The sequence below is a fragment of the Mycobacterium sp. 1482292.6 genome (genome assembly GCF_001672995.1).
GTDB classification, from domain to species: domain Bacteria; phylum Actinomycetota; class Actinomycetes; order Mycobacteriales; family Mycobacteriaceae; genus Mycobacterium; species Mycobacterium europaeum_A.
In genome coordinates this window covers 1-14,236 of sequence record NZ_LZKV01000161.1, presented here as the reverse complement: position 1 = coordinate 14,236, position 14,236 = coordinate 1, and the positions used below count along the sequence as shown (strand labels likewise).

Annotated in this window: 16 protein-coding genes; 9 read left to right on the top strand and 7 right to left on the bottom strand. The window is 65.5% G+C overall.

Translation table 11 applies throughout. The annotated features are described in order from the left end of the window. Positions 1 to 17 precede the first annotated feature (17 nt). The 4 genes from A5624_RS16535 (at position 18) to A5624_RS16520 (ending at position 3,165) form a co-directional block, all read left to right on the top strand. Entirely contained in the window at positions 18 to 899 is an 882-nt protein-coding gene (locus A5624_RS16535) for an enoyl-CoA hydratase/isomerase family protein (RefSeq protein ID WP_066868273.1), read from the top strand. After that, positions 896 to 2,212 (top strand): aromatic ring-hydroxylating dioxygenase subunit alpha, encoded by a 1,317-nt coding sequence (locus A5624_RS16530; RefSeq protein ID WP_066868271.1) that lies wholly within the window; start codon positions 896 to 898, stop codon positions 2,210 to 2,212. Before A5624_RS16535 ends, A5624_RS16530 begins: the two co-directional genes overlap by 4 nt. Further along, positions 2,209 to 2,535, top strand: coding sequence for a hypothetical protein (locus A5624_RS16525; RefSeq protein WP_066868269.1), 327 nt, complete (start codon positions 2,209 to 2,211; stop codon positions 2,533 to 2,535). The genes A5624_RS16530 and A5624_RS16525 overlap by 4 nt, the downstream gene beginning before the upstream one ends. 72 nt (positions 2,536 to 2,607) lie before the next feature. Next, entirely contained in the window at positions 2,608 to 3,165 is a 558-nt protein-coding gene (locus tag A5624_RS16520; protein ID WP_066868267.1) for a TetR/AcrR family transcriptional regulator, read from the top strand. 26 nt (positions 3,166 to 3,191) lie between these two features. Here A5624_RS16520 and A5624_RS16515 read toward each other — a convergent pair whose 3' ends face one another. The 3 genes from A5624_RS16515 to A5624_RS16505 form a co-directional block, all read right to left on the bottom strand. Beyond that, positions 3,192 to 4,394 (bottom strand): cytochrome P450, encoded by a 1,203-nt coding sequence (locus A5624_RS16515; RefSeq protein ID WP_066868266.1) that lies wholly within the window; start codon positions 4,392 to 4,394, stop codon positions 3,192 to 3,194. Positions 4,395 to 4,404: 10 nt separating this feature from the next. Next, on the bottom strand, positions 4,405 to 5,238 hold the full coding sequence (locus A5624_RS16510) for a mycofactocin-coupled SDR family oxidoreductase (RefSeq protein ID WP_066868264.1): 834 nt from the start codon (positions 5,236 to 5,238) through the stop codon (positions 4,405 to 4,407). 80 nt (positions 5,239 to 5,318) lie between these two features. Then, the gene (locus A5624_RS16505) at positions 5,319 to 5,906 is read right to left on the bottom strand and encodes a TetR/AcrR family transcriptional regulator (protein ID WP_066868262.1); all 588 of its coding nucleotides are present in this window, start codon (positions 5,904 to 5,906) and stop codon (positions 5,319 to 5,321) included. 100 nt (positions 5,907 to 6,006) lie between these two features. Here A5624_RS16505 and A5624_RS16500 point away from each other — a divergent pair, with 100 nt between their 5' ends. The 4 genes from A5624_RS16500 to A5624_RS16485 all read left to right on the top strand — a co-directional run bounded on the left by A5624_RS16500 (position 6,007) and on the right by A5624_RS16485 (position 8,934). Further along, positions 6,007 to 6,594: a PaaI family thioesterase gene (locus tag A5624_RS16500; RefSeq protein ID WP_082990591.1), complete on the top strand. Its 588-nt coding sequence runs from the start codon at positions 6,007 to 6,009 to the stop codon at positions 6,592 to 6,594. Positions 6,595 to 6,609: 15 nt separating this feature from the next. Beyond that, entirely contained in the window at positions 6,610 to 7,374 is a 765-nt protein-coding gene (locus tag A5624_RS16495; protein WP_066868258.1) for an SDR family oxidoreductase, read from the top strand. Next, complete coding sequence (locus A5624_RS16490; RefSeq protein ID WP_066868256.1) at positions 7,340 to 7,999, top strand: cysteine hydrolase family protein; 660 nt, start codon at positions 7,340 to 7,342, stop codon at positions 7,997 to 7,999. Before A5624_RS16495 ends, A5624_RS16490 begins: the two co-directional genes overlap by 35 nt. A gap of 104 nt (positions 8,000 to 8,103) precedes the next feature. Next, positions 8,104 to 8,934: a rhomboid-like protein gene (locus A5624_RS16485; RefSeq protein ID WP_082984730.1), complete on the top strand. Its 831-nt coding sequence runs from the start codon at positions 8,104 to 8,106 to the stop codon at positions 8,932 to 8,934. On the opposite strand, the gene A5624_RS16480 is transcribed toward A5624_RS16485, so the two are convergent. The 3 genes from A5624_RS16480 to ligD form a co-directional block, all read right to left on the bottom strand. Then, on the bottom strand, positions 8,875 to 10,917 hold the full coding sequence (locus tag A5624_RS16480; protein ID WP_066868253.1) for a glycoside hydrolase family 172 protein: 2,043 nt from the start codon (positions 10,915 to 10,917) through the stop codon (positions 8,875 to 8,877). The two genes, A5624_RS16485 and A5624_RS16480, sit on opposite strands and share 60 nt — an antisense overlap. Positions 10,918 to 11,247: 330 nt before the next feature. Further along, positions 11,248 to 11,430: a hypothetical protein gene (locus A5624_RS16475; RefSeq protein WP_156749049.1), complete on the bottom strand. Its 183-nt coding sequence runs from the start codon at positions 11,428 to 11,430 to the stop codon at positions 11,248 to 11,250. 516 nt (positions 11,431 to 11,946) lie between these two features. Beyond that, positions 11,947 to 12,978 carry a non-homologous end-joining DNA ligase gene (gene ligD, locus A5624_RS16470; protein WP_066868249.1) on the bottom strand — a complete coding sequence of 344 codons (1,032 nt, stop codon included), beginning with the start codon at positions 12,976 to 12,978 and terminating at the stop codon, positions 11,947 to 11,949. 26 nt (positions 12,979 to 13,004) lie between these two features. On the opposite strand from ligD, the gene A5624_RS16465 reads away from it, so the two are divergent. Beyond that, on the top strand, positions 13,005 to 14,084 hold the full coding sequence (locus A5624_RS16465; RefSeq protein ID WP_066868247.1) for an ATP-dependent DNA ligase: 1,080 nt from the start codon (positions 13,005 to 13,007) through the stop codon (positions 14,082 to 14,084). A 67-nt stretch (positions 14,085 to 14,151) separates the two neighbouring features. On the opposite strand, the gene A5624_RS29100 is transcribed toward A5624_RS16465, so the two are convergent. Next, positions 14,152 to 14,236, bottom strand: an 85-nt coding sequence (locus tag A5624_RS29100) for a hypothetical protein (RefSeq protein ID WP_232002268.1), incomplete at its 5' end; no start/stop codon positions are given.

The following is a 14,236-nucleotide window of genomic DNA, read 5'->3' as shown; positions in this document are numbered from 1 at the left end:
GGGAATGAGACGGCCCAATGGCGAAGCGCACCAGATACAGCGAATACCACGATCGCTACGCGAATTATCGGCTCGAGCTCTCCGAGGACGGCATCCTGTTGATGCAGTGCCACACCAACGGCGGCAGCCTGGTGTGGGACTGGCGGGCACACGACGAGATGTCGGATGTGTTCGCCGATATCGCGGGCGACCGCGAGATCAAGGTGCTCATCCACACCGGAACCGGCGAGAACTACAACGCCAACTGGGGACGCATGCCCAACGGCGACCCAGTCGACAAACCCGACTATCTTTTGATGCCGGGCACCCGCGGCCTGCTGAAGCTCGACGAAAAAGCCTGGTACGCGCGTCATTTGATCACCAATGTGCTCGATGTCGACGTGCCGATGATCAGCGCGGTGAACGGGCCGTGCAATATGCACTCCGAGGTGCCGCTGCTCGGCGACATCGTGCTGGCCGCCGAAGACGCCTACTTTCAGGACGCCTCGCACTTTCCGCGCGGCCAGGTGCCCGGCGACGGCCAGCATGTCATCTGGAGCTTTCTGGCCGGCCACACCCGGGCCCGCTATTTCCTGCTGACCGGCATGAAGCTCGGCGCCCAGGAGGCCAAGGAGTGGGGGGTGGTCAACGAGGTGCTGCCCAAGGACCAATTGCTGGACAGGGCTTGGGAACTCGCCCGCGAACTGGTCAAGCGCCCACCACTGACGCTGCGTTACTCGCGGCAGCTGTTCACCAATCCGCTCAAGCGTGCCTTCATCGACGAGCTCGGCCACGGGTTGGCCCGGGAGACCTACGCGCAGCGCGCCTTCTTCCCGTTCGGCGGCGAGATGGCGCCGCTGGACCGGGCCTGGGACGCGGAGCCATGGTCGACACCGAGCAATGGCGGAGCCCCGTCATGACCGGCATCCAGCAGCGCCTGTCGACCGGGCGGGGCAAGTTCACCACCGACTATCCCGAGCTGGGGACTGCGCCGGTCAGCTACGAGGACTCGATCTCCGAGGAGTTCTTCACCGCCGAACGCAAGGCCGTCTTCGAGCGAAACTGGTTGTGCGTTGGACGCATCGAACGGCTGCCCCGTAAGGGCTCCTACTTCACTCGCGATCTGCCCGGGCGCCTCGCCTCGATCGTGATCGCCCGAGACCGCGACGACACCGTGCACGCCTTCCACAACGTGTGCGCGCACCGCGGCAACAAGGTGGTCTGGCAGGAGCACCCGGGCCGCGAAACGTCGGGCACCTGTAGGGCATTCGCGTGCAAGTACCACGGGTGGCGCTACGGCCTGGACGGCAAGGTCAACCACATCACCAACGAGGGCGAGTTCTTCGACCTCGACAGGAGCACACTGCGCATGCCCCCGGTGCACTGCGAGGTCTGGGCGGGTTTCATCTTCGTCAACCTCGCCTCCGAACAAGAAGGGGCACCGGTGCCGTTGCGTGACTTCCTCGGCGACGGATTGCTGGGCATCGAGGCCTATCCCTTCGAGAGGATGACGCAGCACTACGGGTTTTCCACCCGCATCAACGGGAACTGGAAGCTGGCCGTCGATTCGGTCTGCGAGTGGTATCACCCGCCGTATGTGCACGGCCGCTTCATCGATCCCGACGTCGCCAAGGCCGAGAAGATGGTGCCGCCCGTCGACTCTTACCACTACGAACTGTTCCGGCCCCACATGCTCACCTCGGTGCCCGGGCCGCCACCGCTGCCACCGCGCGAGCCCGGCACCGCGGGACCGGCCCGCCAGGACCAGCGCTGGGTGTACAAGCTGTTCCGCGCCGGGCTGTTCGGGCCCGACGACGTTCCCGACCTGGGCTTCGGAGCGCCGCAACCGAATTTCCTCAACCGCGGCGACATCGCCTCGTGGGGCAACGACCAGTTCTGGGTGTTCCCGAACATCTCGATCCAGATCTGGGCCCGCGGCTACTACATCACCTACACCTATTGGCCCGAGACGGTCGACTCGCACATTTACGAGATCGACATGTATTTCCTGCCACCGGCCAACGCCGCCGAACGCCTGGCCCAGGAACTGGTGGTCGACAGCACGATCGAGTTCGCGATGCAGGACGTGAACACGATCGAGGCGACCCATTCTGCCCTGAAAACCCGCGCGCAGAACAGCTTTCACCTCAGCGACCAGGAACTGCTCATCCGCCAGTTCCACACCGTCATTCGCGACACGGTGGATGCCTATCGATCCGGAGAGTCGTCATGACGCTGCCTGCCGGTTTCACCGACCTCGAACCGTTCGTCGACGATTGGGCGTTGCCGACCCGCGCGCAGCGCTACGAGGCGCGACTGGCCAAGCCCTACGACGACCTCGTCACCTTCTACGACGCCATCGCCCCACGAGCGGAGGAGGCGATCGCCTACCTGAACGGGCTCGACATCAACGCGTTACCGGACGAGGCGACCAGGCTGCTGCACCTGCTGTATTCGATGATCCTGGTCTCCTACGCCGTCAACGTGTTCAAACAGAACCGCATCCCGGACTCCGGTGCCGCGTTCTTCGACATGGTCGCCGAGCCGGTTCCCTGACCGGACCTGTGATAAGACCACACAGTGACCGCATCCCATCGACCGAAGCCGCGTGACTCGACCACGCGCGACATGCTGGTGGCCGCCACGAGTCAGATCATGCTCGAGGAGGGCTACGCCGCGGCCACGTCACGGCGGGTAGCGGCGAAGGCCGGCGTCAAACCGGCCCTGGTGCACTACTACTTCCCCACCATGGACGAGCTGTACCTGGCCGTCTTTCGCCGCGGTGCCGCGATCTACCTGGAGCGCCAGCAGAAGGCGTTGTCCTCCGACCGGCCGCTGCACGCCTTCTGGGCAACGCTCATCGAACCCAAGGACACCCGGCTGCTGCTGGAGTTCATGGGACTTGCCAACCACCGCAAGGAGATTCGGGCCGAAATCTCGGCATGGTCGGAGCGCTGGCGCGAACAGCAGATCACCGCGCTGAACTTCATCGTTCGCGAACACGAGCTCGACACGGACGAATTCCCGCCCGCGGCCCTGGCGGTCGTCATCGCCTCCATCGGGCGCACACTGATCCTCGAGCAGGGCCTCGGTACCCACGGCGGCCATGACGAGGCCATCGCGTTGGTCAATCGCTTCCTGGACCGATTCGAGATGCCCACGCCGAAGAAACGCCGCGGCAGCTGACACGGCCGGTTAAGCGCCAGCCGTTCTCAGGGCAGCACGACCCGCAGTCGCTCCCAGCCGCGGACGGTCGACGTCGACGCCAATTGCGCCGTGTCGTAATCGATGTCCCATTCGGGCCACCGGTTGAGGATCTCGTCCAGCGCGACGCGGCCCTCGAGGCGGGCCAGGTTGGCACCCAGACAGTAGTGCACGCCCTTACCGAAGGTGATGTGCGAGATGTTGTCGCGGCGGATGTCGTAGGTGTCGGGATCGGTGTAGCGGCGGTGATCGCGATTGGCGGCGCCGAACAGCAACAGCATCGCGCTGCCGGCCGGCACCGTCGTGCCGTAACACTCGAAATCCCTTGCCATCCAACGGGCGACGTGCGGACCGGTGGGTTCGAATCGCAGCGTCTCGTCGACGGTGCGGGTCAACAGTGACCGGTCCCGGTAGACCTCGCGGCGCTGGTCGGGGTGCTCGGCGAGCACTTTGGCCAGCCAGCCGATCAGCCGGCCGGTGGTCTCGTTTCCGGCCCCGGCGACCACCTGCGTGTAGTGCAGCACCTCCTTGCGGGTCAGCTTGCGGTGCACCCCGTTCTCGTCGTCGAATTCGACGTTGAGCAGCGTTGTCATCAAATCGTCCGAGGGGTTCTTGGAACGCCATTCGACGTAGTCGGCGTAGATGCGGCCGTCGGCGATGGAGTCGGCGTCGGCGACCTTCAACGGCGCACCCGGCTTGGTGCGCAGGTTGGCGTCGTTGGCGTCGCGCACTGAGATCTGTTCGGACTCCGGGATCCCCAACAGCATTCCGATCACGCGCATCGGCATCATGGATGCCAGCTCGGCGATGATGTCGAAACCCCCGGAGCCGACCAGCGGGTCCAGGCAGCGCACGCAGTATTGCCGGATCTGGTCCTCGAGCGCGGCCATCCGGCGGGGGGTGAACACCCGCGACATCAGGCCGCGCAGCCTCGAGTGTTCGGGCGGGTCCTGGAACATCATGACGCCGCCGGGCATGTCGAATTTCGACTGGACGAGCTCGAGGATGTCGCTTCGTCTGTTGGAGAAGGTCTCCCAGTTGGCCAGGCCGCGTTCGACGTCGGAATGCCTTGACAGCGCCCAGAAGTCGTAGCGCTCGTTGTAGTAGATCGGCGCTTCCTCGCGCAGCCGCGCGTAGATCGGGTACGGGTTGGCATTGATGTCGACGTCGTAGGGGTCGTAGTAGACGTCGGTGTCGTTGGTGACCGTCATCGATGCTTCCTTACTTCAGGCAGCTGCCCGCGTCCACCGGGAGCGCGACCCCGGTGATGTAGCGGGCCTCGTCGGAGGCCAGGAACAGCACGGCATTGCTGATGTCCTGGGCGGTGACCCACGGGATCGGCAGCGTGTGGAAGGTCTGGCAGATCGGCGCGAGATCGTCGGGTCCAGGGTTGTCCAGATCGGGGCGAAACGCGTGGAAGGTGCCCTCGTTGATCAGCAGCGGCGTGTTCACATGGGTCGGCAACACGGCATTGACCCGAATCATCTTGTGTCCCAATTCGACTGCGAACGCGCGCATCAGCCCTATCACGCCGTGCTTGGCCGACGTGTAGTGCCCGGTGTGCAGGTAGGCCTTCTTGCCGGCGACCGACGAGGTCAGGATGATCGAACCGCCGCGGTCGCCCTCCAGCAGGTGCGGGACACCGGCCTTGACCGTCTTCCACACACCGCTGAGGTTGACGTCGATCATCTCCTGCCACAGCGCCTCGTCGGTCTTGTGCAGCTTGCCGGTCATCGTGCCGATGCCGGCGTTCGCGACGATGACGTCGAGGCGCCCCAGCTGTTCGACACCGCCGTCGACCGCCGCCCGCAACGCGTCGTACTCGCGGACGTCGACCTCGGCGGTCACCACGCGAGCTCCGGCGTCCTTGACCATGCCCGCCGTGACGTCGAGGTCTTCCGGTGTCGCGGCGGGAGCCGGCGATCCCTCAAATCCCCGGCAGATGTCGACCGCGATGATGTCGGCACCCTCCTGCGCGAGCCGGACGGCGTGACTCCTGCCCTGCCCCCGTGCCGCACCGGTCACGAAGGCGACCTTGCCGTCCATCCGACCCATGGCATCCTCCACCCATCGACTTTGGGCGATCGCCCAAAAGTGTGGCGCAGGCCATGTCTAGCAGCATCGTGACGAGTCCGTCAAGACCGCAGCGCGGCCTCGATCAGCGTTGCCGCGGCGGCGCGCGCATGCACAACGGGCGCGGTGTCATTCAGTGACGTCGCCATCGCGGTGGCACCCTCGAACAGCACGGCCAGCTGCTGGCCGAGCAGATGAGGATCGGCGGCACCGGCCTCGCGCGCGACCGCGATGAGACGGTCACTGAAGTTGCGCTTGTGGGTTCGCACGATGTCGTCCGTCGTCGCCAGCGATCCGGCCGATTCCACCGCGGCGTTGTGAAAAGGGCAGCCGCGCACGATGTCCGATTGACGTACGTCGAAGATGGCCAGCAGGCGCTCGCGGGCGGGCAGGTCACCCTCGTCAAGGCGGCGTTCGGTGGGCGAGCCGCCGCGGGCGTCGATGTTGCGCAGATAGGTGTCGATGAGCTCGTTCTTGCTGGCGAAATGTTGGTAAAGCGTTCGCTTGGAGACGCCGGCCTCTTGCGCGATCAGTTCGACTCCGGTCGCGTGAATGCCGTTGCGGTAGAAGAGCCGGGCCGCGGCGCGCTCGATGCGTTCGCGTGCGCCGCGCCCGGCCACCCGGGGCGACTGTGCTGCGGCTGCGCTCACGGCACCGATGGTACACCGTCCGGTTTACAAATAGCCGGTGCATCGCTAGCTTGGTGCTAACGAAGTAAACCGATCAGTTTTATGCCGGAGGGGTCGCATAGTGCATTCAGACGCTCGAGAGGCCGAGGTCACGGGATGGGGCGAGCCCCGGTCGCGCCTGATCAGCTGGCACGACCCGATCGCCACCCAGGCCGCCGCCGCGTCGATGTCCGGCCTGTCCTACTGGCGGGCGGTGTCCGACGGGCAGTTGCCGCCGCCACCGATCGGTGAGCTCATCCAGATGCGCATCGCCGAGGTGGAAAACGGCCGCATCGCCTTCAGCTGCACACCCGACGGGTCCATGTACAACCCGCTGGGAACGGTGCACGGCGGCACCGTGTGCACGCTGTTGGACACCGTCACCGGCTGCGCATTGCACACCACACTCGCCGCGGGCTTCGGGTACACGTCGGTCGAAATCAAGGTCAACTACCTCAAAGCCGTCACCGTGGCCAGCGGACCACTGACCGCGGTCGGCACGGTGGTCAAGGCGGGCGCGCGCATCGGGTTCACCGAAGCGAAGGCCACCGATGCCTCCGGAGCGCTCGTCGCGACGGCGAGCAGCACCCTGTTGATCTTCGAATTACCCAGTCGCACAACTCAATACAACGGCAACGGCAACGGCAACGGCAACGGCAAGCATCGCTGAAAGGACCGGACCGCCATGACCTCCGTTTTGATCACCGGCGCCAACCGCGGCATCGGCCGCGCCGTCGCCACCGAGTTCGCCGGCCGCGGCCACCGCGTGGTCGCCACCGCCCGTGACCCCCGCACCCTGGCGGAGCTCGACGTCGCCCTGCGGCTGTCCCTCGACGTCACCGACGATGCCAGCGTCACCGCGGCCGTCGACGCCGCCGGCGAAATCGACATCGTCGTCGCCAACGCCGGGGTGATCTTCTACGCCGCCGTGGAAGCCACGCCGCTGGCCGAGCTGCAGCGGCTGCTCAACCTCAACACCGTCGGCGCGATCCGCGTGGCCCAGGCGGTCCTGCCGCAGATGAGGTCCCGACGTGACGGGAAACTGCTGTTCATGTCCAGCGTCCTCGGACGCGTCGTGCTGCCGCCCGGGGCGGCGTATGCGGCAACGAAGTGGGCGCTGGAAGCCCTCGTCGAGGCGTTGGCGATCGAGGTCGCGCCGTTGGGGATTCAGGCCGCCCTGTTGGAGCCCGGAGCCGTGAGCTCCGGGGCGCTCGACGACGTGACCACCTACAGGCTCCCCGACGATCCCTACGCGGCGATCCTGCGGGGTGGCGGGGCCCGCGCCGGAATGATCACCCCCGAACAGGTCGCGGCCGAGGTGGTCGATGCCGCCGAGAAACCGCAACTGCCGCTGCGCATTCCGATCGGCGGAGCGGCCAGGGCGTTGTTGACCGCCCGCCATGCGGCTCCCGACGATGTCCCGTTCATCATGGGCGCGGCCGAGAGATGATGGTCGGGTGGCGAATGACAAGGCGGCGACCGGGCTTCTGGTGATCGATCCCTACAACGATTTCATTTCTCCGGGCGGGAAAGTGTGGGATCGGTTGCAAGGCGTCATCGAAAGCAATGACTGCGTCACCCATATGCAGCAGGTGCTCGATGCCGCCCGCGGTGCGGGTTTGCGCGTGTTTTACGCGCTGCATCGTCGCTACCGCCCGGGCGATTACGAGACGTGGAAGTACATCGCGCCGGTGCAACGAGCAGCCTGGTCGCGCAAGACCTTTGAATACGGCACCTGGGGCGGCGAGATCCGTCCCGGGTTCGAGCCGCAACCGGGCGACATCGTCGCTCACGAACACTGGTGTTCCAGCGGCTTCGCCAACACCGACCTCGACCTGCAGCTCAAGCGCCATGGCATCGAGCGGGTCATCGTGATGGGCTTGATCGCACATACCTGCGTCGAGGCAACGGTTCGGTTCGCCGCCGAGCTCGGGTATGACGTCACGGTGGTTCGAGACGCGACGGCCGATTACTCGGCTGGCGAGATGCACGCCGCCCTCGAGGTGAACATGCCCAACTACGCCTCGGCGCTCGTGACGGCCGACGAGGCTGTTGCCGCGATCGCCGCTCTTTAAGCCGACGTCACGGGGCCGCGGCGATCCGTGAAGATTTGCGGCGCGCGTGTGAAGGCTTCGTTAAGAACGAGGCACGCCGCCCGGCGAACCCGCACGGTAGAGGCATGACGCTCGCCGCTACCCGCGACGGCGCCCTGCGTTGCGCTCAGGCGCCGCTGCGCGCCATACCCGGAGCGGCGTCGGTTCGAGTGACGGTGAGCTACGCGGTCGTCTTGCTCGCCATCTATCTCATCCTCGCCGCGCTGGGCCCGCACGCGCACGAGGTCGCCGTGAGCCGAATGAGCACGAACATTCACAACCTCGGGCGCGGTCACCTGGGCACCTTGATCGGCAGCGCATTCGTCAACGACGGCGGCGATCTGTTCTTCTGGCTGCCCGGGCTGGTCTGCCTGCTGGCCCTGGGCGAACTCATGTGGTGTGGCAGGGGCTTGCTCGTCACCTTCGCGGTCGGGCACATCGGCGCCACGGTGATCGTCGCGGTCGGCCTGGTCGCCGCCATCGAAACCGGCATGCTGCCGGTTTCGGTCGCCCGCGCCAGCGACGTGGGAATCAGCTACGGCGCGATGTGCGTGCTCGGCGCGTTCACCGCCGCGATCCCGGCCCGCTGGCGCGGGACCTGGGCGGGTTGGTGGCTGGGAACCGCGGTGGTGGCGGCCGCGGGTGCGGACTTCACCGCCGTCGGCCACGTGGTGGCGCTGCTGCTCGGCATCGGCTTGTCGTTCCGGTTGCGGTCGGCGGCCTCGTGGGCACCCCTGCACCAGGCGTTGCTCTTGGTCGCCGTCACGTTCGGCTATCTGTTGCTCGCCGGGCCTTCGCTGATGGCGCCCGCCGGCGGGCTGGCCGGTGCCCTCATCGGACTGGCCACCAACCGCTCGTTAGTCGGCGGGCCCCGCCAGCGTGTCGACGTGATAGCGGCTGGCGGTCCACGGCGGTGAGTCGGCGGTGGGCGTCAGGGTGATCGTCACCTGCGCCTTACCCGCCGTCACCGAGCGCGGCAGCAGGTAGGTATCGTCCAGCCAGCGGTGGAAGCTGTTGCTGCGCGGCTGCAACCAGTTTCCCGTGGGTGTGCCGTCAACCGCAACGTCGGCCGACTGAAAACCGATGGCCTGATCCGATGTCCGCCGCAGCAGGATGCCGTGGTTGTCCGGATCGATCTGGACATGAAAAGTGATCGCGCCCTTGCCGATACGGACCGAACCGACGACCGGCAGGGTGTCCTGGGTGCCTTCGTACTCGCTGACCAGTAGCTGGTCGGTCGCGTCGAAGTCGGCGTAGCCGTGCAGGACTCGATTGACGGGATCAGTCGGGCTGACGTCGTCGCCACCGGTGACGCCGGCGACCGGCTGTGTGTAGAGGAATGCCGTTGAGCCGTAGTCGGGTTGGACCATGTTCCGTTTGCCGTGCTCGATGCCGAATCGGATCGCGGAGTGATAGCCGATGGCGTCGGCCAGCATGATCCGGTAGACGGCGACGCAATAGTCGGCGCAACCACCGGCGGCGGTGCGTTGATCGGGCTGGCCGTTGAGGGGGTCGCTGAAGTGGGTGCCGCCCTTGAAGTACCAGCCGCCCTCATACAGGTCCTCGGTGCCGGTGCCGTACCACTGCGGGGACGCGGCGCCGTCGGTGTAGACCCGCTCGGCACCCTCGAGAAAGTAAGGGGCATCGTCACTGAACGCCGTTTTGGTTCGATTGCCGCGGATGGTCTGGCTGACACCGACGAATTTGCCGCGTCCCTGTTCCTCGGCGAACAACCAGTCCTGGCCGAGTGCCGTCGGCCCGGCATGCGAGCGCGCGGTGAAGTAGCCGGCTCGGCCGCTGCTCAGCGCGGGCGCCCACTGGGCATCGGGAGTGGTGGCGACGTCGCTGTCTATCCCCGACACCACATCCGCGCCCGCGTTGACCAGTGTTACGCGCGCTGACTGCGCGAAAGGCATTGGCCACCAAGCGCATAGCAGCAGTGATCCATCGTGCTGCGCAGTGGTGGCGAACATCAGCGATCGCACGGGGTTGGCCCCCAGCCCGGCGCCGAAGAACTCACCTAATGGGGAGTCCACCATGGTCCGGCCGTCGAACTCGATCTGTAGCCGCAAGGTGGTCAGCTGCGCAGTCGCCGGCTCGGGCAGCTGCAGCCGCAGTGCCGAAACAGTCGCCGGGCCAGTCGTTTCGGCGATGGTTTGTCCGGCGCTGGGGGCCAGCTCGATGACCCGATTGGTGTGCGCGGCAACCGTGGCGGCCGGTTTGGGGTCGGCCGTACCGGCGGCTCGCAGCATGTCCAGCACGTCGAGCGCGGGGTCGGTCGGTGAAAAGGTGTCGACCCCGTCGGCGTTGGGAAACTGCCGATAGTCGACGTGGTAGTACTCCAAATGGGATGTGACGCTGACCCGCATCGAACGCCGATACGGCATCGGCACCTTGATGTAGTCGCCTCCCGGCGATTGAGCGGCGTTGGCGACCAGCGGCCACACGAACGGTGCCCCCATGTTGCCGTCGACCAACGATTGCAGCGGGGTGTCGACCACGGTCTGCCCGTCCAGCTCGATGCGGATGTTTCCGAGTGCGCGAAGATTGCCGCCGTCGCGGGTCAACCAGATCGATTCGATCTCTCCGGCACCGTGATCCTCCGCGATGACGCAGCCGGCGCCTCCCGGCGCCAAGCACCCGCCGCTGCCGTTGCGATTGCCCGTCGATATGTCGTAATCGCCGCCACTGCGATCGAAGCTGGATACCTGCAGAGTCTGCGAGCCGGGGTGCAAATACGGCAGCCGATCGAGCCGCCGATAGGTGTCCCAGCCGACCAATCTTTCGCCGATTTGTTTCGTCACCGGCGCGGCCGGCTCCGCGGCGGCCGCGCCGGCGACGGGAATTGTCGACAGCAGCAACGCGAATGTCACGGTGCATAACCGAGCTGCCACCGACATAGCACCTGAGCCTACGGAACGAGATTTCGTACCCGCAGTTGAGCCTCGTGAGGAATTCCGTACTGAAAGTCCGATTTCTGCCGTTAAAACGAGTTTATATCCTGTTTTTAGCCAACACGTTTGCGCCACGGCGCCGATCGGCATTCAAGTACCCCTTTGCGGCACAGCAGAACTCGACTTTGGCGGTAACTTTCTGAACTGGCGCCGTAAGACGGCCCAAATTGACGACCGCTACTCGACGGCTTTCAGTCAGGTGAAGTAATTGAATGAAAATTACTCATTCCCATACTCATACGAGGGCGCGGCGCGTAATATTCCTACTCTCGGGCGTCAGATTTCTCCTACGGACGGAGTGGTCATGTCTGGTCTGAAATACAAAGTTGTTCTTGGTTTGATCCTCACCTTCACCGCCATCACGGCTTCCGGCTGCACGACGCCGATAACAATCGATTGCGGACCCAATCTGACCTGCACGATGTAGGTCTGCCGGGCTACCGGCAGGGTCTGGATCACCCCCGCGTCCATTGCGTGGTAGGGCCCGTTTCCTGGGCCTGTCGAGTAGTTTCTCCATGGCATTGGGTGTCCGCATTCGCACGGTCAAATTCCGCTACGCGCCGGCCTGGCGGATAGGAACGTGACAGCATGAGCCGATCCCCGGTGGCACGAAAAACGCTGGGCCGCAAGGGTTTGCCGGCGCCATCGGTTCTATTCGGGGCGCGCACGCTCGTCGCGAATTGCTTGGGTGGCCTTTGCACGCGATGGCGGTAAACTATTCTCCTCGGCCAAAAGGTTCAAAGCCGTTGGCCCCGACGCCTTGACGGATCGGGTACGGGAATTCGTGCGGTTTGAATCCGGTTGGCATCACGGGATTGAAGTTCCAAGTTGTCACCGTGACAAATCGGCTCAAGCCACTGCGGCGCAATGCAATGCCTTTTGCGTGGACGCCCCGAGTGATAGCGTTGAGATCCTCACTTGGGCGCAGCGGCGCGGGACGGTAAAACGCGGCCGAGGAAAGTCCGCGCGTTTCGGCTAGTCCTTCTCGTTTTTGAGATCTCGATCCCGGCTGGGCTGAACGCGTTTGGGCTCGCCGGGCATTTTCGGGTAGTTCGGCGGATACGGCATGTCCCCCAGCCCGCGCGCCTCGTCGGCGTCGGCCATTTCCAATAGGGCAGCGATCGATTGGGCCGCATCATCCATTGCGGCCCAAGGGTCTTCCCGGCCCTTGATTAGATCGGGCACGGTCGCCATGGTGTAATCGTCCGGCTCGGCGTCGGCCAGCTCGTCCCATGTCAGTGGCATCGAAACGGTCGCGATCGGCGTGCGTCGCACCGAATACGCCGACGCCATGGTGCGGTCCCGGGCGTTCTGGTTGAAGTCGATGAAGATGCGCTCGCCACGTTCTTCCTTCCACCAGGAGGTGGTGACGGCATCGGGCGCACGGCGCTCGACCTCGCGGGCCAAGGCGATGCCGGCACGGCGTACCTCGATGAAGTCCCAATCGGTCGCGATCCTCAGGAACACGTGGATACCGCGACCGCCCGATGTCTTCGGGTATCCCGCCAGCCCCAGTTCGTCGAGCAGCGGCCGCAGCACGTCGACCGCGACCGTGCGCGCCTGGTCGAAGGCGACGCCGGGCTGCGGATCCAGATCGATGCGCAGTTCGTCGGGGTGGTCGGTGTCCGGGCAGCGCACCTGCCATGGGTGCAGGGTGACCGTGCCCATCTGCGCCGCCCACACGACAGCCGCCGGATGGGTGACCTTCAGCGCGTCGGCGGTCCGCCCCGACGGAAAGGTCACCCGGCACGTCTGCAGGTAGTCGGGATGGTGCTGCGGGATCCGCTTCTGGTAGATCTCCTCGCCGTCCACGCCGTCCGGGAACCGCTGCAGGTGGGTGGGCCGGTCGCGCAGCGCGTCGAGCATCGGACCACCCGCCACGGCACGGTAGTAATCCACCAGGTGCCGCTTGGTGCCTTTCGATCCCAGTTTGGGGAAATACACCTTGTCCGGATTGGTCAGCCGCACCGCTATGCCGTCGACGTCGAGCTCTTCTGCAGCAGCCATACCTCCGATTCCAGCACAATCAGGCTATGGACCTCCCTGTCATGCCGCCGGTGTCGCCGATGCTGGCGAAGTCGGTGCGCTCGATTCCCGCCGATGCGTCCTACGAGCCCAAGTGGGACGGCTTCAGGTCGATCTGCTTTCGCGACCACGACCAGGTCGAGCTGGGCAGTCGCAATGAACGGCCGATGACCCGCTACTTCCCCGAGCTGGTCGCCGCGGTGAGGGCCGAGCTGCCGCAGCGCTGCGTGATCGACGGTGAGATCGTCATCGCCACCGACCGGGGCCTAGATTTCGAGGCGCTGCAACAACGGATTCATCCGGCGGATTCGCGGGTGCGCATGCTCGCACAGACCACGCCAGCGTCCTTCATAGCGTTCGACTTACTCGCCCTCGGCGACGACGACTACACGCGGCGACCCTTCACCGAGCGGCGCGCCGCCCTGATCGACGCTGTGTCTTCAGCGGCCCGGCCGGGCCGCATGATCCACGTCACGCCGGCGACGACCGATCTGGACACCGCGCAGCGCTGGTTCAACGAATTCGAGGGCGCCGGCCTCGACGGCGTGATCGCCAAGCCGCTGGACATCACGTATCAGCCGGACAAGCGGATCATGTTCAAGATCAAGCACGAGCGGACCGCCGACTGTGTGGTCGCCGGTTATCGGGTGCACAAGTCCGGTGCCGACGCGATCGGTTCGTTGTTGTTGGGTCTGTATCAAGATGACGGCCAACTGGCGTCCGTCGGGGTGATCGGTGCGTTCCCGATGGCCGAGCGGCGGCGGCTGTTCAGCGAATTACAGTCGCTCGTCACCGATTTCGATGGCCACCCGTGGAATTGGGCCGCGCACGAAGCCGGCGAACGGACGCCTCGGAAGAACGAATTTTCCCGCTGGAACGCCGGCAAGGATCTGTCGTTCGTGCCGCTGCGGCCCGAACGGGTGGTCGAGGTCCGCTATGACCATATGGAAGGCCGGCGGTTTCGTCATACCGCGCAGTTCAACCGGTGGCGCCCGGACCGCGACCCACGCTCGTGCACCTACGAACAGCTCGAACAGCCGGCGACGTTCAGCCTGGGCGACATCGTGCCGGGACTCGGTCCGCGTTGATTCTCTGATGCTCCAACCTGTTTGAGGTTGGGGCCGTTGCTGGTCATGATCGGCGGCGGTGGGGCACCTAGTTAATTGTCGGTGGTGGGTGGGGTTGGAAGGGTGTGTACCACCACCAGTCGGCGCGTTCGCCGATCGGTCCCGGACACGGC

Coding starts and splice junctions, on each gene's coding strand:
- A5624_RS16535 (WP_066868273.1), top strand. CDS start 18: ATGGCGAAGCGCACCAGATACAGCGAATACCACGATCGCTACGCGAAT.
- A5624_RS16530 (WP_066868271.1), top strand. CDS start 896: ATGACCGGCATCCAGCAGCGCCTGTCGACCGGGCGGGGCAAGTTCACC.
- A5624_RS16525 (WP_066868269.1), top strand. CDS start 2,209: ATGACGCTGCCTGCCGGTTTCACCGACCTCGAACCGTTCGTCGACGAT.
- A5624_RS16520 (WP_066868267.1), top strand. CDS start 2,608: ATGCTGGTGGCCGCCACGAGTCAGATCATGCTCGAGGAGGGCTACGCC.
- A5624_RS16515 (WP_066868266.1), bottom strand. CDS start 4,394: ATGACGGTCACCAACGACACCGACGTCTACTACGACCCCTACGACGTC.
- A5624_RS16510 (WP_066868264.1), bottom strand. CDS start 5,238: ATGGGTCGGATGGACGGCAAGGTCGCCTTCGTGACCGGTGCGGCACGG.
- A5624_RS16495 (WP_066868258.1), top strand. CDS start 6,610: ATGACCTCCGTTTTGATCACCGGCGCCAACCGCGGCATCGGCCGCGCC.
- A5624_RS16490 (WP_066868256.1), top strand. CDS start 7,340: ATGTCCCGTTCATCATGGGCGCGGCCGAGAGATGATGGTCGGGTGGCG.
- A5624_RS16485 (WP_082984730.1), top strand. CDS start 8,104: ATGACGCTCGCCGCTACCCGCGACGGCGCCCTGCGTTGCGCTCAGGCG.
- A5624_RS16480 (WP_066868253.1), bottom strand. CDS start 10,917: ATGTCGGTGGCAGCTCGGTTATGCACCGTGACATTCGCGTTGCTGCTG.
- ligD (WP_066868249.1), bottom strand. CDS start 12,978: ATGGCTGCTGCAGAAGAGCTCGACGTCGACGGCATAGCGGTGCGGCTG.
- A5624_RS16465 (WP_066868247.1), top strand. CDS start 13,005: ATGGACCTCCCTGTCATGCCGCCGGTGTCGCCGATGCTGGCGAAGTCG.